At 65.0% G+C, this 22466-nt stretch carries 20 protein-coding genes; 11 read left to right on the top strand and 9 right to left on the bottom strand.

Annotated elements, in window-relative coordinates; genetic code table 11:
• Positions 1 to 12 precede the first annotated feature (12 nt).
• From ACZBJS_RS18750 to ACZBJS_RS18740, 3 genes are all read right to left on the bottom strand, one after another.
• Complete coding sequence (locus ACZBJS_RS18750) at positions 13 to 1230, bottom strand: fructose-1,6-bisphosphatase (RefSeq protein ID WP_463438980.1); 1218 nt, start codon at positions 1228 to 1230, stop codon at positions 13 to 15.
• Between the two features lie 143 nt (positions 1231 to 1373).
• Positions 1374 to 2558: a 6-phosphofructokinase gene (locus tag ACZBJS_RS18745; protein ID WP_463438979.1), complete on the bottom strand. Its 1185-nt coding sequence runs from the start codon at positions 2556 to 2558 to the stop codon at positions 1374 to 1376.
• A gap of 213 nt (positions 2559 to 2771) precedes the next feature.
• Positions 2772 to 4139, bottom strand: coding sequence for an NAD(P)/FAD-dependent oxidoreductase (locus ACZBJS_RS18740; RefSeq protein ID WP_463438987.1), 1368 nt, complete (start codon positions 4137 to 4139; stop codon positions 2772 to 2774).
• 77 nt (positions 4140 to 4216) lie between these two features.
• On the opposite strand from ACZBJS_RS18740, the gene ACZBJS_RS18735 reads away from it, so the two are divergent.
• The 4 genes from ACZBJS_RS18735 (at position 4217) to ACZBJS_RS18720 (ending at position 8346) form a co-directional block, all read left to right on the top strand.
• Entirely contained in the window at positions 4217 to 5071 is an 855-nt protein-coding gene (locus ACZBJS_RS18735; RefSeq protein WP_057015263.1) for a VOC family protein, read from the top strand.
• Between the two features lie 115 nt (positions 5072 to 5186).
• The gene (locus ACZBJS_RS18730; protein WP_092082514.1) at positions 5187 to 6509 is read left to right on the top strand and encodes an ABC transporter substrate-binding protein; all 1323 of its coding nucleotides are present in this window, start codon (positions 5187 to 5189) and stop codon (positions 6507 to 6509) included.
• Between the two features lie 53 nt (positions 6510 to 6562).
• A complete protein-coding gene (locus ACZBJS_RS18725; protein ID WP_057015282.1) occupies positions 6563 to 7525 on the top strand; it encodes a carbohydrate ABC transporter permease in 963 nt (320 codons plus the stop codon).
• Positions 7522 to 8346, top strand: a complete 825-nt coding sequence (locus ACZBJS_RS18720; RefSeq protein ID WP_038383999.1) for a carbohydrate ABC transporter permease — start codon at positions 7522 to 7524, stop codon at positions 8344 to 8346. Before ACZBJS_RS18725 ends, ACZBJS_RS18720 begins: the two co-directional genes overlap by 4 nt.
• Here the strand turns inward: ACZBJS_RS18720 and ACZBJS_RS18715 are convergent.
• The gene (locus tag ACZBJS_RS18715; RefSeq protein ID WP_076824447.1) at positions 8343 to 9020 is read right to left on the bottom strand and encodes a cysteine hydrolase family protein; all 678 of its coding nucleotides are present in this window, start codon (positions 9018 to 9020) and stop codon (positions 8343 to 8345) included. The genes ACZBJS_RS18720 and ACZBJS_RS18715 overlap by 4 nt on opposite strands.
• Before the next feature lie 225 nt (positions 9021 to 9245).
• Here ACZBJS_RS18715 and ACZBJS_RS18710 point away from each other — a divergent pair, with 225 nt between their 5' ends.
• Entirely contained in the window at positions 9246 to 10259 is a 1014-nt protein-coding gene (locus ACZBJS_RS18710) for a formamidase (protein WP_229191501.1), read from the top strand.
• Between the two features lie 63 nt (positions 10260 to 10322).
• On the opposite strand, the gene ACZBJS_RS18705 is transcribed toward ACZBJS_RS18710, so the two are convergent.
• The gene (locus ACZBJS_RS18705; protein WP_463438978.1) at positions 10323 to 11393 is read right to left on the bottom strand and encodes a YeiH family protein; all 1071 of its coding nucleotides are present in this window, start codon (positions 11391 to 11393) and stop codon (positions 10323 to 10325) included.
• A gap of 86 nt (positions 11394 to 11479) precedes the next feature.
• Here ACZBJS_RS18705 and ACZBJS_RS18700 point away from each other — a divergent pair, with 86 nt between their 5' ends.
• Positions 11480 to 12451 (top strand): LysR substrate-binding domain-containing protein, encoded by a 972-nt coding sequence (locus ACZBJS_RS18700; RefSeq protein ID WP_463438977.1) that lies wholly within the window; start codon positions 11480 to 11482, stop codon positions 12449 to 12451.
• On the opposite strand, the gene ACZBJS_RS18695 is transcribed toward ACZBJS_RS18700, so the two are convergent.
• From ACZBJS_RS18695 to ACZBJS_RS18685, 3 genes are all read right to left on the bottom strand, one after another.
• Entirely contained in the window at positions 12399 to 12632 is a 234-nt protein-coding gene (locus ACZBJS_RS18695) for a hypothetical protein (protein WP_463438976.1), read from the bottom strand. The genes ACZBJS_RS18700 and ACZBJS_RS18695 overlap by 53 nt on opposite strands.
• Before the next feature lie 137 nt (positions 12633 to 12769).
• Complete coding sequence (locus tag ACZBJS_RS18690; RefSeq protein ID WP_463438975.1) at positions 12770 to 14008, bottom strand: ATP-binding protein; 1239 nt, start codon at positions 14006 to 14008, stop codon at positions 12770 to 12772.
• Between the two features lie 199 nt (positions 14009 to 14207).
• The gene (locus ACZBJS_RS18685) at positions 14208 to 15479 is read right to left on the bottom strand and encodes an allantoate amidohydrolase (protein ID WP_463438974.1); all 1272 of its coding nucleotides are present in this window, start codon (positions 15477 to 15479) and stop codon (positions 14208 to 14210) included.
• Positions 15480 to 15852: 373 nt separating this feature from the next.
• Here ACZBJS_RS18685 and ACZBJS_RS18680 point away from each other — a divergent pair, with 373 nt between their 5' ends.
• Genes ACZBJS_RS18680 through ACZBJS_RS18660 form a run of 5 tightly spaced genes read left to right on the top strand, consistent with a single transcriptional unit; the run spans position 15853 to position 21228 of the window.
• Positions 15853 to 16962 carry a BMP family ABC transporter substrate-binding protein gene (locus ACZBJS_RS18680; protein ID WP_463438973.1) on the top strand — a complete coding sequence of 370 codons (1110 nt, stop codon included), beginning with the start codon at positions 15853 to 15855 and terminating at the stop codon, positions 16960 to 16962.
• Positions 16959 to 18068, top strand: coding sequence for an ABC transporter permease (locus ACZBJS_RS18675; RefSeq protein ID WP_092082494.1), 1110 nt, complete (start codon positions 16959 to 16961; stop codon positions 18066 to 18068). Before ACZBJS_RS18680 ends, ACZBJS_RS18675 begins: the two co-directional genes overlap by 4 nt.
• 1 nt (position 18069) lies before the next feature.
• Positions 18070 to 18996, top strand: a complete 927-nt coding sequence (locus ACZBJS_RS18670) for an ABC transporter permease (RefSeq protein ID WP_018270387.1) — start codon at positions 18070 to 18072, stop codon at positions 18994 to 18996.
• Between the two features lie 19 nt (positions 18997 to 19015).
• Positions 19016 to 19699, top strand: coding sequence for a biuret amidohydrolase (gene biuH, locus ACZBJS_RS18665; protein WP_057015253.1), 684 nt, complete (start codon positions 19016 to 19018; stop codon positions 19697 to 19699).
• A complete protein-coding gene (locus tag ACZBJS_RS18660) occupies positions 19696 to 21228 on the top strand; it encodes an ABC transporter ATP-binding protein (RefSeq protein WP_316398469.1) in 1533 nt (510 codons plus the stop codon). The genes biuH and ACZBJS_RS18660 overlap by 4 nt, the downstream gene beginning before the upstream one ends.
• 13 nt (positions 21229 to 21241) lie before the next feature.
• Here the strand turns inward: ACZBJS_RS18660 and ACZBJS_RS18655 are convergent, their stop codons facing one another.
• Complete coding sequence (locus ACZBJS_RS18655; RefSeq protein WP_253640429.1) at positions 21242 to 22393, bottom strand: mechanosensitive ion channel family protein; 1152 nt, start codon at positions 22391 to 22393, stop codon at positions 21242 to 21244.
• Between the last annotated feature and the right edge of the window lie 73 nt (positions 22394 to 22466).

Genomic DNA, 22466 nt, shown 5'->3' with positions numbered 1-22466 from the left:
GGACGCGCGGCCCTACTCCGCCGCTTGTGGCTTGGGCTCCTCGCGCAGCCGGAAGCGCTTCAGCAATCCGGATACCGTGTCGCGGAAGCCGCCATATTCCAGCTCTGAATAGGGCAGCATCGCAGCGCCGGACCAGCCCTGGCTGCGCATCTCGATCGCCTTGCGCTGCGCGCGCTGGCGAACCTCGTCCCAGGCAAGGTTGTCAAAGAAGTCGGTATAGGACTCCGAGAACTTCCCGTCCCGGTCGATCGAGAAGCCGACGCAGGACACGATCGGCAGGCAATACATCCCCGTCACCGGGGTGTTGAGCGGCACCGGCATGAGCGGCATCACATGCGAGCCGCGCGCATCGCCACCCACGAAGTGCGCCTTGGTGAACGGCGAGATGATTTCTTCGGGCGCCGCGAAAATGCCCTGGTTCCTGACGACCGCGACCGGATCATCCTTGCCGGTGTACTTGCCTGCGATGGAGTGAAGGCGCTGCGCCGAAACGGCGACGGCGACCTCGCCATAGGTTTTCGAGACGATGCGATCAATGCCGAAGCGCTCGTTGTCGCGAAGCAGCGCCGCAATGTGGTAGCCGTCCGCGGGCGCATCGAGTTCGATCACGCTGTCGCCGGCCGTGTTGTCCATATCGATGATATGGAAACGGAAGCCCTTGATCATCGGGGGCAGCATCAGCCCGGCGCAATACATGGGATCGGCAAAAGCCAGATAGAGCGGCAGGTTGTAGGCACCGGGGCCGCACTTGTCTGCGGCGAACACCATGAAGGACTCCGCGGGTCTCGCGCCCGAGAGGCTGTGGTCGAAGCTGAGCTCGGCGACAGCCGGGCCCGCGCCGCGAACGTTTCCGGACGGGGCGTCGACGAGAAGATCCTGGCCGGCGCCGTAGAGCCCGGAGGTCTTCGCGACCGCAGCGGCCGCGAGAAACGTCTTCCAGGCGAATTGGTGGACTTCGGAGCTCCCTTCGCCCCGCGTGTGCGTCATGATGATCGCAATATCGTCGCCGGTATGGCGCACGAAACCGTCGATCAGGAGACCGTTTTCGATCGCTTTCGCGACCTCCCCTTCGACAGCCGCCATCATGCGCGCAGATGGTTTCGTGTGGCCCCCGACGGAGCCAATGTCAGCCTTGATGACCGAAATGGTGAGTTTCATGAGCATCCCTCCGACCGCAGCGCAGCGCCTTCGCCTCGGCGCTCGCTGCGCCGGGGGCGACGGCGCGCTCATTTGCAAAAAAGAACGTCGTGTGGTGCGACAGGTTCCCTGCGCATATTGCTTGCGGAACTATGGCCCCTCCGTCACCGCGTGTCGATACGGGCTATCGACGCATCTGGAATAGCTCGCCCTGCCCGATGGGGTTACCACCCGCCCTATGAAGCGCGGTTGAGAAAGATCGGCAGGCCCCGCTTGTTGGAATAGAGAGGACGGTAGCGCTCGGTGTTGTACGCGCTTGCGACGTCCAATTTGCGTGGCCCGAGCTTGGCGTCGGGGATCGGCACGAGGTCGTATCGGCCCTCGACCAGGGCCGACATGAGGCCGGTTTTGCCTTCCAGGATCGCATCGTAAGCCATGTTGCCGAACGTCAGCGCCACAAGCTTGTCGATGAAGTCGGGATCGCCTGACCGCAGGTCGTAGGTGAGGTCAGAGACGATGGTCTCCTCGCCGGTGCGCCGCTTGATCTCGTCGGCGAATGCTTCGGCCACGCTCGCCTTCCTGCGGTGACCGTAGGCGTCAGGCTCGCCGAATTCCTGCACCTTGTAGCCCTCCCACTCGGCGCCCTCGCTGAGCACGATCAACGCGTAGTTGCTTGGGTTGCCGTGCTTGTCATCGAGGAGAAGCTGGATCAGCTTGTCGAGATTGACCTTGTACTCCGGTATGGCGCATCGGATCGAGGTTGCGTATGCGGTATAGAGTGCCGTAAAGCCGGCATCGCGACCAAAGACGCGGAAGATGCCGATTCGCTCGTGCGAGCCGACGGTGGTGCGCTGGCGCTGGATGGCATCGCTGGCACGGGTGATCGCGGTCGAAAAGCCGATGCAGTATTCGGTGTTGCGAACGTCGTTGTCCATCGTCTTCGGGATCGCAATGATCTTGACGCCTCGCCTGTTGAGCTTGTCCGCGTAGCTGAGAGTATCGTCGCCGCCGATGGCGATCAGATGTTCGATACCGAGCCCCGCGAGGTTCGCAAGCACCTCGTTGGTGAGGTCCCACGTCGTGGTTGCGATGCCACCCTTGGTGCTCTGGGAAACCGGAAAGTCGCGGCCCGCGAGATGATCGGGCAACTTCTTCATTTTGGAGGGATTGGTGCGGCTCGAGTGCAGCACGGTGCCGCCGCGCCGGTCGATGACGCGCGTATTTTCGCGGTTCAGCGGGATGATGTAATGGGACTTGCTCGACGGGTCGTCGAGGTTCAGGTGCGTGAGGGCCTCCCAGCCCCGGCGGAGACCGACAACCTCGATGTCGTCCTCACTGCCGCGATAAGTCACGCTCTTGATCACCGCGTTAAGGCCGGGGACGTCACCGCCTCCCGTGAGAATACCAATGCGCTTCCTCATGCCCACCTCCCAGGGTTGCTATCTGGCAATAACGCCTGCGTCGCGTCGGGGTTTCCACAACGCTATCCGCCAACGGCGGAATCCTCGTGATCGCGGCGCCCACCCGAACCTGCTTGGGCCCCAATCTTCCAGCGACGTCCTCTGACCAGTCCCCAACTCGGGCGGCTTGCCCCTCCATGCCTCTCGCGTGCATGGCGCGACGTTGCTCCGCGCCTACCGCGAACGGCGCGAGGCGAGGAAATACTCCGCCCATCGCAGCAACTCGAAACGATCGCCCTTGACCAACTCCTGTGCATCGCGGCGCCGGTAGAGCACCAGCATCCAGGGCGCGAGCTTGCGGAGCACGCCGTGCGCCATGTACTGCACCGGCTCGGAGAACGGCAGCGCCAGCTCGCTTTCCGGCACGCCCTGGACCGCGCGCGCCAATTCGCGGCCGAGCGGGATCGTCAGCGCGACGGCACGGCCGTTGCAGCCGGTCCAGCCATAGGCGTTCGGTCCCAACCGGTGCATGCGCGGCAGGAAATCCGCCGTCATCCCGACATAGCCGTTCCAGACATAGTCGAAGGAGACCTCGCCAATCTGCGGCCACAGGCGCTGCAACCGCTCGGTCACCCGCGCCTTCAGCCGCCCGGTCTTGTCGCCCGGACCGAGCACGGCACCGCCGGTGACGAGGCGATTGCGGGCATCGTAGCGCGCGAAATACAGCTCGCCATGGGTATCCGACATCGCCTGCCGGCCGGCAATGATGGTCTTGCGCACAATGTCCGACAGCGGCTGCGTCGCCATCTGCCACGACAGCACCGGCATCACCTCGGTCGCGATCTCCGGCACCAGCGATTTCGCGAACTCGCCGCTGTAGGCATTGGTCGCGACCACCAGAGCGCGACCGGAGATTTCACCCTTTTCCGTCTTCACCACCCAGCGATCGCCGCGGCGCTCGAAACTGAGTGCAGGCGAGCGGGCATAGATTCGCGCACCGAGGCCGAGTACGGTGCGCGCAAGGCCGCGCGCCAGCGCCAGCGGATTGACGTGACCGCCGGTCCTGTTCCAGAAGCCGCCGTACCACGCATCCGAGCCGAGCATGTCCTTGGTCTGATCGCGCGACAGCAATTCGACCGGCGCACCGAATTTCGACCATTGCTGCACCCGCCGCTCGGCGATCTTGATGCGGCCCGGCGAGTGCACCGGCTGCACCCAGCCGGCCTGCTCCTGCTCGGCCTCGATGTTGTAGCGTTTGACGACGTCGAACAGATCAGCGGCGCTGTCGCGCAGCATCGCGACGAAGCGCTCGCCGGCCGCACCGTGCCTCGCGATGATGTCGTCCGGATCGGGACGCGACAGTGTCGGGATCACCTGGCCGTTGTTGCGCCCCGAGGCACCCCAGCCCGGCTCGGCGGCCTCGACGATCGCGACGTCGACATTGGCCTCGCGCAAATGCAGTGCGGTCGACAAGCCGGTGAAACCGCCGCCGATGACGACGACATCGGCCTGCTGCGCGCCGGTCAGCTCGGGGCAATCAGGGCCGAAGGGCGTCACTGCTGCCCAGAGCGAATTGGGCCAGCGCACGGCATTGCTGTTCATCATGATCCTTTCTTGCGGGCGCCCGGTCATTCTGGTTAGCTAATTCTACTCTCCTATTCCAGCCGGGAAGACAACAAGTGGCACTCAAGAACGTCATCGGAATCGATCACGCCGTGGTCATGGTGAAGGACCTCGACAAGGCGGCCGAGAACTACAAGCGGCTCGGCTTCACCGTGTCGCCGCGCGGCACCCATAGCGCGCATATGGGATCGGGCAATTACACCATCATGTTCGACCCCGATTATATGGAATTGCTCGGCGTGCTGACCCCGACCGAACACAACGCTCCGGCGCGCGCCTTCCTCGAGAAGCGCGGCGAGGGCATCGAACGCATCGCGTTCACCGCGGTGGATTCCGCTGCTGGCGCCGAGGAGATTCGCGCGCGCGGCTATGCGCCGATCGGGCCGACCGATTTCGAACGCCCGGTGACCTTGCCGAACGGCACGATCTCCGCGGCGAAATTCCGCACCTTCCAGTGGCCGACCGCGGAGGCGCCCGGCGGCGTCCGCATCTTCGCCTGCCAGCACAAGACCCGCGAGACGGTGTGGATTCCCGAATTGATGACGCACGCCAATGGGGCAAAACGCCTCAAGCAGGTGCTGATCGTCTCGCCCGATCCCGCAGCCGATGCCGCGCATCTCTCCAGGATGATCGACGTCGCCGTCAGGAACGACGCCGACGGTGCGGTTGCGGTGCCGTCCGGCGGCAACCGCGCCGACTTCGTGTTCCTGACCAGGGATCAGCTCGGCAAACGTTATCCCGGCGTATCGCTGGATGGCCTGCCCGACCGCGGCGGCGCCGGCCTCGTGATCGCGGCCGACCTTGCCGCGACCGAGAAAGCGCTGGGCTCAGCCGGCGTGAAGAGCGGCAATAGCATCACCGTGCCGCCGGCTTCCGGCAACGGCACCCTGCTCGCTTTCGTCAAGGCATAGCTGCCATACCATGCGCGGCGCAGCGTTATGCAACGGCGCCGCGCATGTGGGACTAGGCACAGAAAGTTGAGGCGCTAGTATCTCTCCCAAACAAGAACCGTCCAGGGAGAGAAACATGTCGCATCACCTGATCTCGCGCCGGCAGATGCTGGCCGGCACCGCGGCCGCCGGCGCGGTTGGACTGACCGGATTTCCGGCCCGCGCCGACGTCAACTGGAAGAAATATTCCGGCACCACGCTCGAGGTGATTCTCGCCAAGGGGCCGCGCGGCGACAATCTGCAAAAATACATCAAGGAATTTACCGAGCTCACCGGCATCAAGGTCGAGTCGGAGCAGATCCCCGAGCAGCAGCAGCGCCAGAAATGCGTGATCGAGCTGTCCTCGGGCAAGCCGAGCTTCGACGTCGTGCACCTCAGCTATCACGTGCAGAAGCGGCAGTTCGAGAAGGCCGGCTGGCTCGCCGACATGTCGGGCTTTCTGAAGGATCCGAGCATGACGCCGCCGGACCTCGTCGAGAGCGATTTCTCGGCGGCCGGGCTGCAATATGCCCGCAACGACAAGGGCCAGATGCTGTCGCTGCCATGGTCGGTCGACTATTTCATCCTCTACTACAACAAGGAGCTGTTCCAGAAGAAGGGCGTCGAGGTCCCGAAGACGCTCGAGGAGATGGCAATCGCGGCCGAGAAGCTGACCGATCCGAAGGAAGGCATCTACGGCTTCGTCGGCCGCGGCCTGCGCAACGCCAACATGGCGATGTGGACCAACTTCTATCTGAACTATGGCGGCGAATTCCTCGATGCCAAGGGCAACATCCTGACCGACGGCCCCGAGGCGATCGAAGCCACCAAGCTCTATCAGCGCCTGCTGACGAAATGCGCGCCTCCCGGCGTCGCCGGCTTCAACTGGATGGAGTCGATGGCGTCCTTCACGCAGGGCAGGTCCGCGATGTGGATCGACGCCGACGGCTGGGCGCCGCCGCTGGAAGATCCCGCCGCCTCGCGCGTCGTCGGCAAGGTCGGCTACACGCTGGTACCCGCCGGTCCCAAGGGCAAGTTCTCCTCGACCTATGGCGACGGCGTCGGCATCGCCGCGGCGAGCAAGAACAAGGAAGCCGCCTATCTGCTCTGCCAATGGGTGGTCTCGCGCGGACAGGGCGCGCGCCTGCTGCAAGCCGGCGGCGGCGTGCCGTTCCGCAACTCCATCGTCGACGATGCCGAAGTCGCCAAGGGCGTGAAGACCAAGGAATGGCTGCAGTCGGTGGTTGACTCCGCCAAGATCTCCAAGCTCGGCCTGCCCGTCATCATCCCGGTCGCCGAATTCCGCGACATCGTCGGCGCCGCGCTGACCGCGACGCTGTCGGGCGCCGATCCGGCCACCGAGCTGAAAAAGGCGCACGAGCAATTCCGCCCCATCCTGGAGCGTAGCGAAAAAGCGTGAGCGTGGTGACACAGACTGAGCCGGCGGCGGCCAGCAAAGCGTTTTCAAGCGAAGTGGGTACCGGTTCGCGTGAAGAAAACGCGTCAAAGCAAGAGTCCAGAGCCGCAGGCTCTGGAGACGCCGCCCCGGCGCGTGAATGGCGTCCGCCGTCGTACTGGCCGTTCGTGATCCCGGCGCTCGTCGTGGTGCTGGCGGTGATCATCTTTCCGTGGGTCTTCACGATCTGGATGAGCCTGCAGGAATGGAAGGTCGGCTCGCCGACCGTGTTCGTGGGGCTCGCGAACTATCTGCGGCTGCCGACCGATCCGCGCTTCGTCGAGGCGGTCGGGCACACGCTGTCCTATACAGCGCTGTCAGTGCTGTTGCCGCTGGTGTTCGGCACGCTGGCGGCGGTGGTATTCCATCAGAAATTCGCCGCGCGCGGTTTCCTGCGCGGCATCTTCATCATGCCGATGATGGCCACGCCGGTGGCGATCGCGCTGGTGTGGACCATGATGTTCCACCCGCAGCTTGGCGTCTTGAACTATCTGCTGTCGCTGGTCGGGCTGCCGCCGCAGCTCTGGGTGTTCAACCCGGCGACGGTGATCCCCTCGCTGGTGCTGGTCGAGACCTGGCAATGGACGCCGCTGGTGATGCTGATCGTGCTCGGCGGCCTCGCCGCGATCCCGACCGAACCCTACGAGAGCGCGCAGATCGACGGTGCCAATTTCTGGCAGGTGTTCCGCTTCATCACGCTGCCCTTGATCATGCCGTTCCTGTTCATCGCCGGCATGATCCGCATGATCGACGCGGTGAAAAGCTTCGACATCATCTTCGCGATCACGCAAGGAGGGCCGGGCTCGGCGTCGGAGACCATCAACGTCTATCTCTACAGCGTCGCCTTCGTCTATTACGACCTCGGCTACGGCTCGGCGATCGCGGTGGTGTTCTTCCTCCTGATCGTGGCGCTGGCGGCACTGCTGCTTTACTTGCGCAAGCGCCTGCTGTGGACATCTGAACTCGGGGGCGAGGCATGAACCCGCGCCAGATTCTCGGGCGGATCGGGCTTTGGCTGTCGGTGTTCGTCATCGTCTCGCCGGCGATCCTGTTCTTCCTCTGGATGGCCTCGCTGTCGCTCAAATTCGAGATCGACAACGCCTCCTATCCGCCGGTGTTCTTTCCGGAGCATATCGCCTGGAAGAACTATGCCGACGTGTTCGCGTCCAACCGGTTCCTGACCTATTTCAGCAACAGCCTTGTGGTCACCGGCTGCGCCACGGGGCTTGCGATGCTGGTCGGCGTGCCCGCCGGCTACGGCATCGCGCGGATGGCGGCGCATAAATCGGCGATCGTGATCCTGATCGCGCGCATCACGCCGGGCCTGTCGTATCTGATCCCGTTGTTCCTGCTGTTCCAGTGGCTCGGCCTGCTCGGCACGCTGGTGCCGCAGATCATCATCCATCTCGTGGTCACGGTGCCGATCGTGATCTGGATCATGATCGGCTATTTCGAGACCACGCCGCTGGAGCTGGAGGAAGCTGCGCTGATCGACGGCGCGACGCGCTGGCAGGTGTTCCGCCATGTCGCGCTGCCGATCGCAAAGCCCGGCCTTGCGGTTGCCTTCATCCTCGCGGTGATCTTCTCCTGGAATAATTTCGTGTTCGGCATCGTGCTGGCCGGGCGTGAGACCCGCACGCTGCCGGTCGCGGTCTACAACATGATCTCGTTCGACCAGCTGAGCTGGGGCCCGCTCGCCGCCGCCGCCTTGATCGTGACGGCGCCGGTGCTGCTGCTCACCGTGATGGCGCAGCGGCAGATCGTGGCGGGACTGACGGCGGGTGCGGTGAAAGGCGGCTAGTCCCCGAGCGCCTCCAGCACGGCAGCTGAATCGGTGACCCAACCAAAGATGCCGCCCTGCGCCTTGATCATCTTCAGGCCCATCTCGTGGAATTCCGGGAAGTAGGACGCGCAGCCGTCTGATATCACGACGCAGCGGTAGCCGCGGTCGTTGGCCTCGCGCACCGTAGTGTTGACGCAGACCTCGGTGGTGACGCCGCAGACCAGGAGATTCTCGATGCCGTATTTCTGCAGGATGTCACCGAATTCGGTGGCGTAGAACGCGCCCTTGCCGGGCTTGTCGATCACGATCTCGCTGTCGAGCGGATAGAGCTCGGGAATGATGTCATGCCCCGCCTCGCCGCGGATCAGGATTCGTCCCATCGGTCCGGGATCGCCGATCCGAAGCGACGGCGCGCCGCGCTCGACCTTCGCCGGCGGCGCGTCCGAGAGATCGGGCAGATGGCCCTCGCGGGTGTGGACCACGAGCAGCCCGGCGTCGCGCACCGCCGCGAGCACCGCGGCGATCGGCTGCACCGCGCGGGCAAGCCGGCTGACGTCATTGCCGAGCGTCTCGCCGAAGCCCCCTCGCTCCATGAAATCGCGCTGCATGTCGATGATGACGAGCGCGGTCCTGCTCCAGTCGAGCGTGATCGGCGCCGGCTCCGCCGCGATCGTCCCGCTTGAATTCGCCATGACGCACGCCCCGAATGCGAGAAAACCCGCATTTGATTAAGCAAACCGCGTGCCATTGCGCAATGATGCGGCGCATCGCGGCGATCCCGATCAGCATGTGACCGTACGCTGCATTTGCGCATTCTGCGATCTTGCTGGCATGATCGTTGCTAGCTGGGAGCCCGACCGAACGAAGACCATCGTTCGCGAAATGACAGCCCATTTCAAACAGGCGGGAGGACAGGCATGAATGGACTTGGCGGTCTCAACAAATCACCAAATGGCGTGGTGATCGGACTGGTGCAGCTGCAGTTGCCTGTGGTTGCGACAAGGTCCGACCTGGCACGGCAGACGGAGCGCATCGTATGGATGGTCGGCAAGGCGCGGCGCAACCTCGGAACCATGGACCTCGTCGTGTTCCCCGAATACTCGCTGCACGGCCTCTCGATGGATACCAACCCGGAGATCATGTGCCGGCTCGACGGGCCTGAAGTCGCGGCTTTCAAGCGGGCCTGCATCGAGAACAAGATCTGGGGCTGCTTCTCCATCATGGAGTTCAACCCGCACGGCAACCCCTACAATTCAGGGCTGATCATCGACGATCACGGCGATATCAAGCTCTACTACCGCAAATTCCATCCCTGGATTCCGGTCGAGCCGTGGGAGCCCGGCGACATCGGCATTCCCGTGATCGACGGACCGAAAGGCGCCAAGATCGCGCTGATCATCTGCCATGACGGCATGTTCCCGGAAATGGCGCGCGAATGCGCCTACAAGGGCGCGGAGATCATGATCCGCACCGCGGGCTACACCGCACCGATCCGCGACAGCTGGCGCTTCACCAACCAGGCCAACGCGTTCCAGAACCTGATGGTGACGGCCAATGTCTGCATGTGCGGCTCGGACGGGTCGTTCGACTCGATGGGCGAAGGCATGATCGTCAATTTCGACGGCAGCATCATCGCGCACGGCACCACGGGACGGGCCGACGAGATCATCACCGCCGAAGTGCGGCCCGACCTCGTGCGCGAGGCGCGGATCAACTGGGGCGTCGAGAATAACATCTATCAGCTCTGGCACCGCGGCTATGTCGCGGTGAAGGGCGGTGCGATGGATTGCCCCTACACGTTCATGCAGGACATGGTGTCCGGCCGCTTCCGCCTGCCTTGGGAAGATCAGGTCAAGATCACCGACGGCACGTCCTGCGGCTTTCCCGCACCGACACGGATGTTCGGCAAGACCGCGAAGGCCGCCGAGTAGCCGGCCCTTTGATGTGAGCATGATCTCTTCGGAAAACCGCTCCACACTTTTCCGGATCATGCTCTACTTGAAGAAGTGCACGAGGCCGATGCTCAAGCCCAGCAGCAGCATCAACGACAGCGTGACGGCGGCCGTCACCCGGCCGCCGACGGTCGAGAGCACGCGGACATCGACGCCGAGCCCGAGCGCTGCCATCGAGACGACGGTGAGGATCGCCGCCGTCTTGGTCACCGGCGCGATCGCGATATCGGGCACGAGTTGGAACGAGCGCAACGCGGCCAGCACCAGGAAGCCGATGATGAACCAGGGCACCAGCTTGAACGGGCTGATCGAGGCGGCCTTCGAGGTGCCCTCCCTGGCGGCGCCGGCCTTGCGCCGCCGCGCCACCAGCAGCGAGAGGCCGATCACGATCGGGCCCAGCATCAACACCCGCACCAGCTTGACCAGCGTGCCGATCTGGGTGCTGACGATGCCCGCCGGCACGGTCGCTGCCAGCACCTGCGGCACGGCATAGACGGTGAGGCCGGCGAGGATGCCGTATTGCGTCGCCGTCAGCTTCAGCAGCGGGATCAAGAGCGGCAGGCCGAGCACCATCAGCACGCCGAGAATGGCGGTGAACGAGATCGACGAGGCGATGTCGTCGCCATCGGCCTCGATCACCGGCGCCACCGCCGCGATCGCCGAGTTGCCGCAGATCGAATTGCCGCAGGCGATCAGGATCGCGAGTTTGGTCTTGAGCCCCAGCATCCGGCTGAGGCCATAGCTCACCGCCAGCATGATCACGACGGTCACCGCGATGGCGCCGATCAGCAGCCCGCCCGACGCCACGATCGCGGCAAAGCTGATGGAGGCGCCGAGCAGCATCACCGCGACCTCAAGCAGCTGCTTGGCGCTGAAGGCAATGCCCGAGCGCCAGCGCGCCGACGGCTCCCAGGCGGTGCGCACCGCGATGCCGAGCAGGATCGCGACGACGAGGGCCTCGATATAGGGATGGTCGAAAACGCGCTCCTCGGCGGCCTGGATGCCGAGCGAGATGACCGTGACGACCCCGCAGAGCAGAATCCCCGGAATGAGCTGGAATATGCGCCGCAGCGCCCCCTGCTTCTGCCCCTGGTCTTGTTCTTGTTCCGGCACAAAATCCTCTTTTCGGAGAAGATTTTATGCGCCAAGGCACACCTCTTGGCTAATATATTTTCGGACTGCCCCGATAGAGAGAAGTTATGTCCCTCAACCTGCATCTGCTCCGCCTGTTCGCGGCCGTGGCGAGGACCGGAAGTTTCTCCCGCGCCGCCGACCTCCTGCACATCAGCCAGCCGGCGATCTCCAAGGGCGTGCGGGATTTCGAGCTGCAGGTCGGCTGCCGGCTGCTCGACCGCACGCCGAAGGGGGTGCGGTCGACCCGGGAGGGCGCGGCGCTGGCGCGGCATGCCGAGACGCTGTTCGCGGCCGAACGCGCCGCCGAGGACGAATTGCAGGCGCTGCGCAACCTCGACAGCGGTTCGCTGCGGATCGGTGCCAGCACCACGATCGCGACCTACATGATCCCGGAATATCTCGGCGTGTTCCACCGCGCCTTTCCCGGCATCGATCTGCATGTCGTCAGCGCCAACACCAGCGACATCGCCGCGCTGATGCTGGGACACGAGATCGAGATCGCGCTGGTCGAGGGACCGGTCGAGGACGAGAATTTGGTCAGCGAAGCCTGGCGTACCGACGTGATGGCGCTGATTGCGGGTCCGGATCATCGCTTCGCAGCGGTCCAGGGGCCGATCGACATCCGGTCGCTGAACGACGAGATCCTGATCGTGCGGGAACCCGGCTCAGGCACGCGCGAGGTGGTCGCGCAGGCGCTGGCGGCCCACCACGTCGAGCCGCAGCGGACGCTCGAGATCGGCAGCACCGAGGCGATCAAGCAGGCGGTGGCATCAGGCGTCGGCGTCGCCATCGTGTCGATCGCAACGATCGACGATCAAGTGAAGCTCGGAAAGCTGAAGGTGATCCCGATCAAGGGCATCCATATCGAGCGCACGCTCTGGCAACTGAAATCGCCCGGCCGGCTCGAGGTGCCAGCGGCGGTCGCGTTCGAGGGGATCATCCGGGAGGCGCAAAGGGCCAGGACGGCGCCGCGCGGACCTGCGGCTAGAGCGCGGCGAACAGACCCTGCGCCCAGGCAACGGCATGCTCGAAACTGAACACGCCGGGCTCGAAATAGACGGCCCGTGCCAGCACGATGCCGACCACCAGCACCCAGAACACGCTGGTGCCCGCGGTCTTCAGCCATTTCGACACGCTCTCGCTCGCGATCGAAGGATCGACCGCGGGGACCGGCTCGCCGAAGGGATCGAATGCGGATTGGCTCATCGTCGTGACCATCAGGAATATCCTGAGAATGTCGCGACGACGGGGGCGGAAGCAAGGGTAGTGGAATGCCTTTTGCGGCGGTTACTTGGAAGGACGTTTTCCGGCCAGAAAGCCGGGGAGCATTTCCTTCTCGGCGTCGCCTGTAGCCATCAACTATCGGTCACGCGCTGCGGCGCCACGCGTGGCAGCGTGATGCGCATGCGTGTCCCCATGCCCGGTGCACTGTTGAGATGGAGCTCTCCACCCAGCCGGTTCGTGACGATGTTATGAACGATGTGCAGACCAAGCCCGATACGGCCGATATCGCGGCGCGTGGTGAAGAATGGATCGAAGGCTTGCCGCAGCACGTCGTGATCCATCCCGCAACCGTTGTCGGCGAACAGGATCTCGACCTGGTCCGCGCCTGAGGCGCGGAGCCGGATCGCGATGATGCCGCCCTTGCCATCCGGAAACGCATGCGCCACCGAATTGACGAACAGGTTGGTCAGCACCTGGCCGTAGGGGCCAGGATAGCTGTTCATGGCAAGACCGGGCGGGCAATCGACCTCGAGCGCCAGGTTGTTCTTCGGCAAGGCCGGACGCAGGCTCGAGAGAACCTGCTCGGTCGCCGCGCCGAGATCGAACTGGCTCCGGTCGAAATAGCTGCGATCGACGGCCACCTGCTTGAACGATTGCACCAGGTCTGCCGCGCGCTTGAGGTTGCCGACAAGCAGCGACGAGGCGCTTTCGACGACCTCGATGAAATCGCTCAGGCTGGATCGCTTCAGCTTGCCGCGCGCAGCCTCGGCAGCGAAGTCGGCGCATTTCTGCTCCAGCACCGAGGCGACGGTGAGACTGGTGCCGACCGGACTGTTGATCTCGTGCGCGACGCCGGCCACCAGCCGGCCCAGCGCCGCGAGCTTTTCCGCCTCGATCAGCGACGCCTGGGTCTCCTGCAGATGGTGCAAGGCCTTCTCGGCTGCATCGCGCGCGGCGCGGATCTCGCGTTCGCTGCGCTTGCGATCGGTGATCTCTTCGGCCGCAACGTTGACGCCGACGATGCTGCCGTTCGGTTCGCGCTGCGGATGCCAATGCGTGATCCAGCATCGCTCGTCATTGTGGCCGGGGCGCTGGCCGTAAACCTCCACGTCGGTGACGGGCTCTCCGGTCTCCATGATCGAGCGAACGATACCCTCGACGGCCGAAGCCAGCGCGGGCACGCAATCATGCACCGTGCGCCCGAGGTGACCTTCGACCGAAATGCCGCAGATCTCGGTGAGCCGCTGGTTGATCTGAAGGTAACGGCAATCCGGTGAGAGATAGGCGAGCCCGATCGGTGCAGTGTCATAGATCAGCTGCAGCGCCGGTTGTTTTGGGAACTGAACGTCCTGGACGACGGACGACCTCATGTCCACTACCCCCCGTTGCACCAAGTCTAGCGCTTCACGCCCGGCCCGCAAATAGGCCAGCTGAGCCGGAAACGGTGGTCTGATCTGTCCGGATCAGGCATGGGTCGGGCCGGCAGCGGCCCCTGACCAGTGCCTGCGGCGTGCTGACGCAACGTGGGCAGCAAGCGCCCCTCGGCGCAGGCCTGCGAAGCGCGCAATTTTAGCTATTCACTGCAACGTGCGGACGAAAATTCTCGACGACGCGCAGCAGCACCCGCGCGCCGATGTCGGCATCGGCGAGTTCGACATGCTCGGCCGGATTGTGGCTGATCCCGCCGCGGCAGCGCAGAAAGATCATGCCGATATCGGCGACATCCACCATCGCCATCCCGTCATGCCCCGCCCCGCTCGGCAGCTCGAACGCGGCATAGCCCTCGGCCGCGACGGCCTCGGCGATCTGCGCCTTGAGCCACGGCGCGCAGGGCACGCTGCGGTTCTCGTGGGTGACGTCGATCTGCAAGGCGAGGTCGCGGCGTTTTGCGATCGCCTCGATCTGCCGCACGATGTCGGCGACGGCGCGCTTGCGATGCATGTCGTTCTGCGAGCGGATATCCATGGTGAAGGACACCTTGCCCGGGATCACATTGGTGGCGCCCGGCATCGCGTTGACATAGCCGACGGTGCCGACGAGGCCTTGTTCGTCGGACCTGCAAAACTGCTCGATCGTAACGATGCATTCGGCAGCACCCGCCAGCGCATCGCGCCGCAGCTTCATCGGCACCGTGCCGGCATGGCCGGCGACGCCGGTGAGACTGGCGGCAAGCCGGGTCGCGCCCGAAATCGCGCTGACGACGCCGACCGGCAGCGCCTTCTCTTCCAGCACGGGACCCTGCTCGATGTGCAGCTCGACATAGCCGAGCAGTTCGCGGCGGGCGCGCGCCGCCTTGCCGATGTGATCGGGATCGAGCCCGAACTGGATCAGCGCGTCGCGCATCGACGTGCCGGCGCGATCGCGCGTGTTGAGCACGCTCTCGTCGAAGGTGCCGGCGACCGCGCGGCTGCCGAGCAGGGTCGAGGCGAAGCGCACGCCCTCCTCGTCCGCAAAGCCCACGATCTCGATCGCAAACGGCAGCCGCCTGCCGCGGCGGTTCAGATCGGCGACGCAGGCGATTGCGGTGATGACGCCGAGCGGGCCATCCCATCTGCCGGCGTCGCGCACGGTGTCGTAGTGCGAGCCGAGCATCAGCGCCGGCAGCCCCGGCCGCTCGCGCTCGTAGCGGCCGCAGACATTGCCGATCGCATCGAGATGCGCGCTCATGCCGGCCTCGCGCATCCAGGACAGGATGAGATCGGCCGCCTTGCGATGCTCGTCGGTGAGGAAGATTCGCGCCAGATGCTCCGGCGTCTCGGAGATCGTCGCGAGCTGATCGATCCGCGCCACGATCTCTTCGCCAAGGGAAGACGATTTCGAGGACGGTTTTGTCTCGCTCATGCTGTTTCCCATCAGTCCAACGTGGCCGGCGGAGCCCGCTTCACTCGTAGCAGGCCCGATCCGATTCACCAGCCGGCAATTGGCGCCTCGTGCACCGGCCCCGACCGGGCTCGCACCGGCTGTCCGGCGGTTATCGACTGCTTAACGGCATTGCATACAACAGCGATCGATCGCTCACAAAATAGGCAAATCGATCTCAATCGACTTCCGAGCGTTCCGGGACCGATCACCATTCTCACGTACATTCAATCATTTACGGAAGACTGATCGCCAAACATGCTCTGGCATGAAGCTTGCGACACTTCCCCCAAGCTCCGCCGTCAGGCGGCTGCGACAGGGACAGGCGGGCCGGACCCGCCGGAGGGAGCGAGCGATGGATTTTGGCAGGATTTCAAGAAGGCATTTATTGCAGGGCAGCGCCGCACTGGCGCTCGGCAGCACGCTCGGCATTCGGGGCGCGGCGGCAGCGGAAACCACGATCGGCTTCATCTATGTCGGGTCGCGCGACGACTACGGCTACAACCAGGCGCACGCGCAAGGAGCCGCGGCGGTGAAGAAGCTTCCCGGCATCAAGGTGGTCGAGGAAGAAAAGGTGCCGGAGACCGATGCAGTCGAGAAGACCATCGAGTCCATGATCAATCTCGACGGCGCCACGCTCATGTTCCCGACCTCGTTCGGCTACTACAACCCGCACGTCCTCAAGATGGCGGGCAAGTTTCCAAAACTGCGCTTCGAGCACTGCGGCGGCCTGTGGTCCGACAAGGACCCGAAGAACGCCGGCAGCTATTTCGGCTATATCGACGAGGCGCAATACATCTCCGGCATCGTGGCCGGCTATTCGACCAAGAGCGGCAAGTTCGGCTTCGTCGCCGCCAAGCCGATCCCGCAGGTGCTGCGCAACATCAACGCGTTCACGCTCGGCGCCCGGCTCGCCAATCCGAAGGCGACCACGCAGGTGATCTTCACCGGCGACTGGTCGATGCCGGTCAAGGAAGCCGAGGCTACCAACAGCCTGATCGACCAGGGCGTCGACGTGCTAACCTGCCATGTCGACGGACCGAAGACGATGGTCGAGAACGCCGCGCGCCGCGGCGCTCTTGTATGCGGCTATCACGTCAACCAGTCGCCGCTGGCGCCGAAGGCCTATCTCACCGGCGCCGAGTGGAATTGGGAGGTGCTCTACCCGAAATTCGTCAAGATGATCACCGCGGGCGAAGCGATCCCGAACTTCTATCGCGGCGGCCTCAAGGAAGAGATCGTCAAGGTCTCGCCCTATGGCGAGATGGTGTCCGCCGAGGCGCGCAAGCATGCCGACGACGTCAAGGCCAAGTTCATGTCCGGCGAGTTCGCGATCTTCAAGGGCCCGCTCGTCGACAACAAGGGCAAGACGGTGATCGCTTCCGGCACCGATCGCGGTCAGCAGGATCCCGAACTCGAGAAGATGGACTATCTCGTCGAGGGCGTGATCGGAGCCACCGCGTGACGACCGAGACGGCGGAATCGGTGGAGGCGGCCGGAATCGCTCCGGCCGCCGATCCCGGATTCCTCCAGCGCCACGGCGCGCGCATCGAATACATCCTGATCCCGGGCGCGGCGCTGGTCGGCGCGCTCGCGGTGTTCGGCGGCTTTGTCGCGCTCTACGGCAAGAACCCGCTCGATCTGTATTTCTACATGTATTACGGCGCGTTCGGCACCGCCTTCTCCTGGCAGAACACGCTGACCCGCGCCGCGCCGTTGATCCTGACCGCGCTGTGCACGGCGCTGCCGGCGCAGCTCGGCATGGTGATCATCGGTGGCGAAGGCGCCCTTCTGATCGGCGCACTGTCGGCGACCGCGGCGGCGCTGGCGCTGCAGGGCGCGGCGCCGATCGTGGTGCAGATCGCCATGGTGATCGCGGGCATGATCGGCGGCGGCCTCTGGATCACGCTGTCGGGCGGCCTGCGGCAATATCGCGGGGTCAACGAGACGATCTCGAGCCTGCTGCTGGTCTATATCGCGCTTGCGATTCTGAACCATCTGGTCGAGGGGCCGATGCGCGATCCGGCGAGCCTCAACAAGCCGTCGACGCGCGAGATCGGCGCCGCCAACATGATCGGCACCATTCCCGGCACCGACGTGCATTGGGGCCTGGTGTTCGGCCTCGTCGCCGCCATCGCCGCCTACATCCTGATCTATCACACCACCTTCGGCTTCGCCGCGCGCGTCGCCGGAGGCAACATCCGCGCCGCCAAGATCGTCGGCCTCAGTGTCGGCAAACTGATCCTGACCGTGTGCTTCCTCGCCGGCAGTTGCGCCGGGCTTGCCGGCATGATCGAGGTTGCGGCGGTGCAGGGCCGCACCAACGCCAACCTCGCGGCGGGTTACGGCTTCACCGGCATCCTCGTTGCGTTCCTGGCACGGCAGAATCCGCTGGCGATCATTCCGGTGGCGATCCTGCTTGGCGGCATCTCGGCTTCCGGCGGCCTGTTGCAGCGGCGGCTCGGTCTGCCCGACGCCTCTGTGCTGGTGCTGCAAGGCATCATCTTCGTGTTCGTGCTGGCCAGCGACGCGCTCTACGGGCGCATCGGCTTCCTGAAGGGAAAGTCCTGACATGGCGGATGCATCGCTCGGGCTCTGGACCGTTCCGCTCGCCGTGTTCGGCGGCGCCATCCGCGTCTCGACGCCGTTCCTGTTCGTCAGCCTCGGCGAGTGCATCACCGAGCGAAGTGGCCGCATCAATCTCGGCCTCGAGGGCACGCTGGTGATGGGCGCGATGAGCGCCTACGGCATCTCCTATCTGTCGGGCTCGCCGTGGCTTGGCGTGCTTGCGGCCGGCATCACCGGCGCGCTGTTCGGCGCGCTGCATGCCGGCATCTGCTCGCTGCCGCGCGTCAACGACATCGCGGTCGGCATCGCGCTGATGCTGCTCGGCACCGGCCTCGCGTTCTTCCTCGGCAAGCCGCTGATCGAGCCGACGGCGGCCCGGCTGCCCGCGATCGATTTCGGCTGGTGGAGCGACATCCCGCAGGTCCGCGCGGCGCTGCGCATCAACGTGCTGTTCCTGATCGGCGTCGCGATCGCGCCGCTGCTCTATTGGGCCTTCAGGACCACGCGCTGGGGCCTCTTGATCCGCACCGCCGGCGAGAGCGCCGATGCGGCGCGCGCGATGGGCCATTCGGTGCTCTTGATCCGGTTGCGCGCCACCATGGTCGGCGGTTTCCTCGCCGGCATCGGCGGCTCGTTCCTGTCGCTGTTCTATCCCGGCAGCTGGAACGAGGGCCTTTCCTCGGGACAGGGCATCACCGCGGTGGCGCTGGTGATCTTCGCGCGCTGGGACCCGATGCTGTGCCTGTGGGCCTCGCTCGCCTTCGGCGGCGCGGCCGCACTCGGGCCCGCGCTGCAATCGGTCGGCATCACCTCCGGCTATCATTTGTTCAACGCCGCGCCCTACATCCTGACGCTCGCGATCATGATCATCACCTGCTCGCCGAAGCGCACGCTGACCGGCGCGCCCGCCGAATTGTCCATCACCCGATAGCATCTCGAAAGATCATTTCATGCCCGAGCGCTTCATCAAGTCCGAGCCCTACGCCTGGCCCTACAATGGCGATCTGCGGCCGCAGAATACCGCGCTCATCATCATCGACATGCAGACCGATTTCTGCGGCGTCGGCGGCTATGTCGACAAGATGGGCTACGACCTCTCGCTGACCCGGGCGCCGATCGAGCCGATCAGGAAGCTGCTCGCGGTGATGCGCGCGCAGGGCTTTCACATCATCCATACGCGGGAGGGGCACCGCCCCGACCTTGCCGACCTGCCCGCCAACAAGCGCTGGCGCTCGCGCCAGATCGGCGCCGGCATCGGCGACCCCGGCCCCTGCGGCCGCATCCTGGTGCGCGGCGAACCCGGCTGGGAGATCATTCCCGACCTCGCGCCGCTGCCGGGCGAACCTGTTATCGACAAGCCCGGAAAAGGCTCGTTCTGCGCCACCGACCTCGAACTGATGCTGCGGCTGCGCGGCATCGAGAACATCGTGCTGACCGGCATCACCACCGATGTCTGCGTTCACACCACGATGCGCGAGGCCAACGATCGCGGCTTCGAATGCGTGCTGGTCGAGGACTGTTGCGGCGCGACCGACAAGGGCAATCACGACCACGCGCTGAAGATGATCAAGATGCAGGGCGGCGTGTTCGGCGCGGTGACCAAATCCGCCGACCTGATCGGGGCGCTGTCGTGATCATCGGCGAGCCGCCCGCACCATCAGGCGCGTTCGGCGTCGACGCCATCGCCATGACGATGCGGTTCGGCGATTTTACAGCGCTCGACAATGTCGAGCTCAAGGTGCGTCCCGGCTCGTTCCACGCGCTGCTCGGTGAGAATGGCGCGGGCAAGAGCACGCTCGTCAAATGCATCATGGGCTATTACCACGCCACCGAAGGCGACATCCTCGTCGGCGGCCGCCAGCAGGCCATTGCCAATCCGAAGGACGCGCATGCGCTCGGGCTCGGCATGGTCTACCAGCACTTTACACTAGTGCCGGCGATGACGGTCGCCGAGAATTTGGTGCTGGCGCGCGACGACGTGCCTGCCGTGGTCGACTGGCGCAAGGAGAAGAAGGAGCTGGAGGCCTTCCTGGCGCGGATGCCGTTCAAGGTGCCGCTCGATGCAAAGGTCTCCGACATCTCCGCCGGCGAACGGCAGAAATGCGAGATCCTTAAGCAGCTGTACCTGAAGCGCCGCTTCCTGATCCTGGACGAGCCGACCTCGGTGCTGACGCCGGGCGAAGCCGACGAGGTGCTCGGCATGCTGCGCGCGATGGTGGTCGCGGGCGAGCTCACCATCCTGATGATCACGCACAAGTTCCGCGAGGTGATGGCCTTTGCCGACGAGGTGACCATCCTGCGTCGCGGCAAGCTTGCCGGCAGCGGCCGGGTCGCCGAGCTGACGCCGGACGAGATGGCCCGCACCATGATCGGCGCCGAACAGCTGACGGTACAACCGCCGCGCACCGGCGAGACCGGAGCGGCCCGGCTCGAGCTCGACAAGCTCACCGCGCTTGACGATGCCGGCGCGATTGCCGTGCACGGCGTATCGCTGACCGTGAAAAGCGGCGAGATCGTCGGCATCGCCGGCGTCTCCGGCAACGGCCAGCGCCAGCTCGTGGAGGTCCTGGCCGGCCAGCGCGAGGCCGAGAGCGGCGTGATCCGCGTCCAGGGCGAGACCTATGCGGCGAGCCGCGCGGAGATGCGGCGCCACAGGATGTCGCTGTTGCCGGAAGAGCCGCTGAAGAACGCCTGCGTCGGCGGCATGAGCGTCGCCGACAACATCGCATTCCGCGAGTTCGATCGCGCCCCGTTCGCGCGCGGCGGCTGGTGGCTGAACCGTGCCGCCTTCCGCAACGACGCCGAGCGCAAGATCAACCGCTACAAGATCAAGACCCGCACGCCGGAGACGCCGATCGCGGCGCTGTCGGGCGGCAATGTGCAGCGCGCGGTGCTGGCGCGCGAGCTTTCGGGCGACGTCGAGGTGCTGATCGCCGCCAATCCCTGCTTCGGGCTCGACTTCGCGGCGGTGGCGCAGATCCACGCCGAGATCATGGCCGCCCGCAACCGGGGCGCGGCGGTGCTGTTGGTCAGCGAGGACCTCGACGAGCTGCTGGAGCTGTCGGACCGGCTGGTCGTGATGTTCCACGGCGCGTTCGTGCATGAGGCCCGCGCCAGCGAGGCCGATCTCACCGAGATCGGCCGGCACATGGCAGGGCACTAGAGCGGATCACGGATCAGCTGCGCGCCGGCGCCGCCGCGCGCTGCCGTGCCGGCGCTCCGCGCAGGAACGCCCGGCCGAAATCATCGACCGCGGGCGCCAGGATCGCCCGATCGCGCGGCAGCGCGTCTGGCATCTCGTCACGGATGAACGCCAGCAGCTTCTCGCGGATCTCGCAACGCAGGTCCCAGGATTGCGGTGCATTCCGTGCACTGATCAGCGCGCGCAGCTCGATGGTGCGCGGGTGGGTGTCGATCACCTGCAGATTGACCACCGCGCCGTCCCAGAGCCGCGACTCCTTCGCCGCCTGCTCCAGCCTTTTGCGGATCGCCGGCACGTCGGCGCTATAATCAACATGCAGCGCAATCGCACCGATCAGGGATTGCGCGTCGCGCGTCCAGTTCTGGAACGGGCGCTCGATGAAATAGGACAGCGGTACCACCATGCGCCGCCAGTCCCACAGCCGGATCACGACATAGGTTGAGGCGATATCCTCGACCCAGCCCCATTCGTTTTCGATGATGACCGCGTCCTCGATCCGGATCGGCTGGGTGACGGCGATCTGCACGCCGGCGATCAGATTGCTCAGCAACGGCCTTGCGGCAAGACCGACGATCAGGCCGGCGGCGCCGGCGGAGGCGAACAGGCTGACGCCGTATTGCCTGACCGAGTCGAACGTCATCAGCGCGGTGGAGACCGCGATGATGACGATCAGCGTGTCGGTGACCCGCTTGAAGACGCGCACCTGGGTGACGTGCTTGCGTGCCAGGAAATTCTCGGCAACGTCGAGGCGAAATTTATCGAGATATCTAGCCGACGCCATGTCGACGGCGCGGATCGAGATCCAGCCGATCAGCGCGATGACGGCGACGCCGAAGAAATGGCTGAGTGTCAGCCGCAGCAGATCGTTGAGCGGCGCCAATGGCAACACCAGCGCGACGGCGGCAAGACACAGCGCCAGCCGTGACGGACCGGCTGTCCGGTCAAGCAGCATCGGCGCGACGGAATTCTTTGGTCCCACCATGCGATGGACGATGCGTTGCGCGATGGAGTGAACGATGAGCGCAACGGCGATCGCAGCCGTGATCAGGACGAGGCCGACCACCCAATCCGGAACCCAGCGAAATGTGTGTTCCAATCCGGTTACGATCTCCTGGACGTCTTGCATGAAACCCGCCTGCTCCCGCATTGCAGGCTGCTAACGCGTGGAATCCGGGATCGCTTCTGACGTCTGTGCAACG

The sequence above is a fragment of the Bradyrhizobium sp. KZN70725 genome (assembly GCF_055264925.1).
The sequence above is the reverse complement of the archived record's forward strand: the minus strand, read 5'-3'. Positions and strand labels throughout refer to the sequence as shown.

Excerpts from the sequence above, each read along its gene's own strand:
- ACZBJS_RS18750 (WP_463438980.1), bottom strand. The coding sequence starts at position 1,230 with ATGAGCGCGCCGTCGCCCCCGGCGCAGCGAGCGCCGAGGCGAAGGCGC.
- ACZBJS_RS18745 (WP_463438979.1), bottom strand. The coding sequence starts at position 2,558 with ATGAGGAAGCGCATTGGTATTCTCACGGGAGGCGGTGACGTCCCCGGC.
- ACZBJS_RS18740 (WP_463438987.1), bottom strand. The coding sequence starts at position 4,139 with ATGAACAGCAATGCCGTGCGCTGGCCCAATTCGCTCTGGGCAGCAGTG.
- ACZBJS_RS18730 (WP_092082514.1), top strand. The coding sequence starts at position 5,187 with ATGTCGCATCACCTGATCTCGCGCCGGCAGATGCTGGCCGGCACCGCG.
- ACZBJS_RS18720 (WP_038383999.1), top strand. The coding sequence starts at position 7,522 with ATGAACCCGCGCCAGATTCTCGGGCGGATCGGGCTTTGGCTGTCGGTG.
- ACZBJS_RS18715 (WP_076824447.1), bottom strand. The coding sequence starts at position 9,020 with ATGGCGAATTCAAGCGGGACGATCGCGGCGGAGCCGGCGCCGATCACG.
- ACZBJS_RS18710 (WP_229191501.1), top strand. The coding sequence starts at position 9,246 with ATGAATGGACTTGGCGGTCTCAACAAATCACCAAATGGCGTGGTGATC.
- ACZBJS_RS18700 (WP_463438977.1), top strand. The coding sequence starts at position 11,480 with ATGTCCCTCAACCTGCATCTGCTCCGCCTGTTCGCGGCCGTGGCGAGG.
- ACZBJS_RS18695 (WP_463438976.1), bottom strand. The coding sequence starts at position 12,632 with ATGGTCACGACGATGAGCCAATCCGCATTCGATCCCTTCGGCGAGCCG.
- ACZBJS_RS18690 (WP_463438975.1), bottom strand. The coding sequence starts at position 14,008 with ATGAGGTCGTCCGTCGTCCAGGACGTTCAGTTCCCAAAACAACCGGCG.
- ACZBJS_RS18685 (WP_463438974.1), bottom strand. The coding sequence starts at position 15,479 with ATGAGCGAGACAAAACCGTCCTCGAAATCGTCTTCCCTTGGCGAAGAG.
- ACZBJS_RS18680 (WP_463438973.1), top strand. The coding sequence starts at position 15,853 with ATGGATTTTGGCAGGATTTCAAGAAGGCATTTATTGCAGGGCAGCGCC.
- ACZBJS_RS18670 (WP_018270387.1), top strand. The coding sequence starts at position 18,070 with ATGGCGGATGCATCGCTCGGGCTCTGGACCGTTCCGCTCGCCGTGTTC.
- biuH (WP_057015253.1), top strand. The coding sequence starts at position 19,016 with ATGCCCGAGCGCTTCATCAAGTCCGAGCCCTACGCCTGGCCCTACAAT.
- ACZBJS_RS18655 (WP_253640429.1), bottom strand. The coding sequence starts at position 22,393 with ATGCAAGACGTCCAGGAGATCGTAACCGGATTGGAACACACATTTCGC.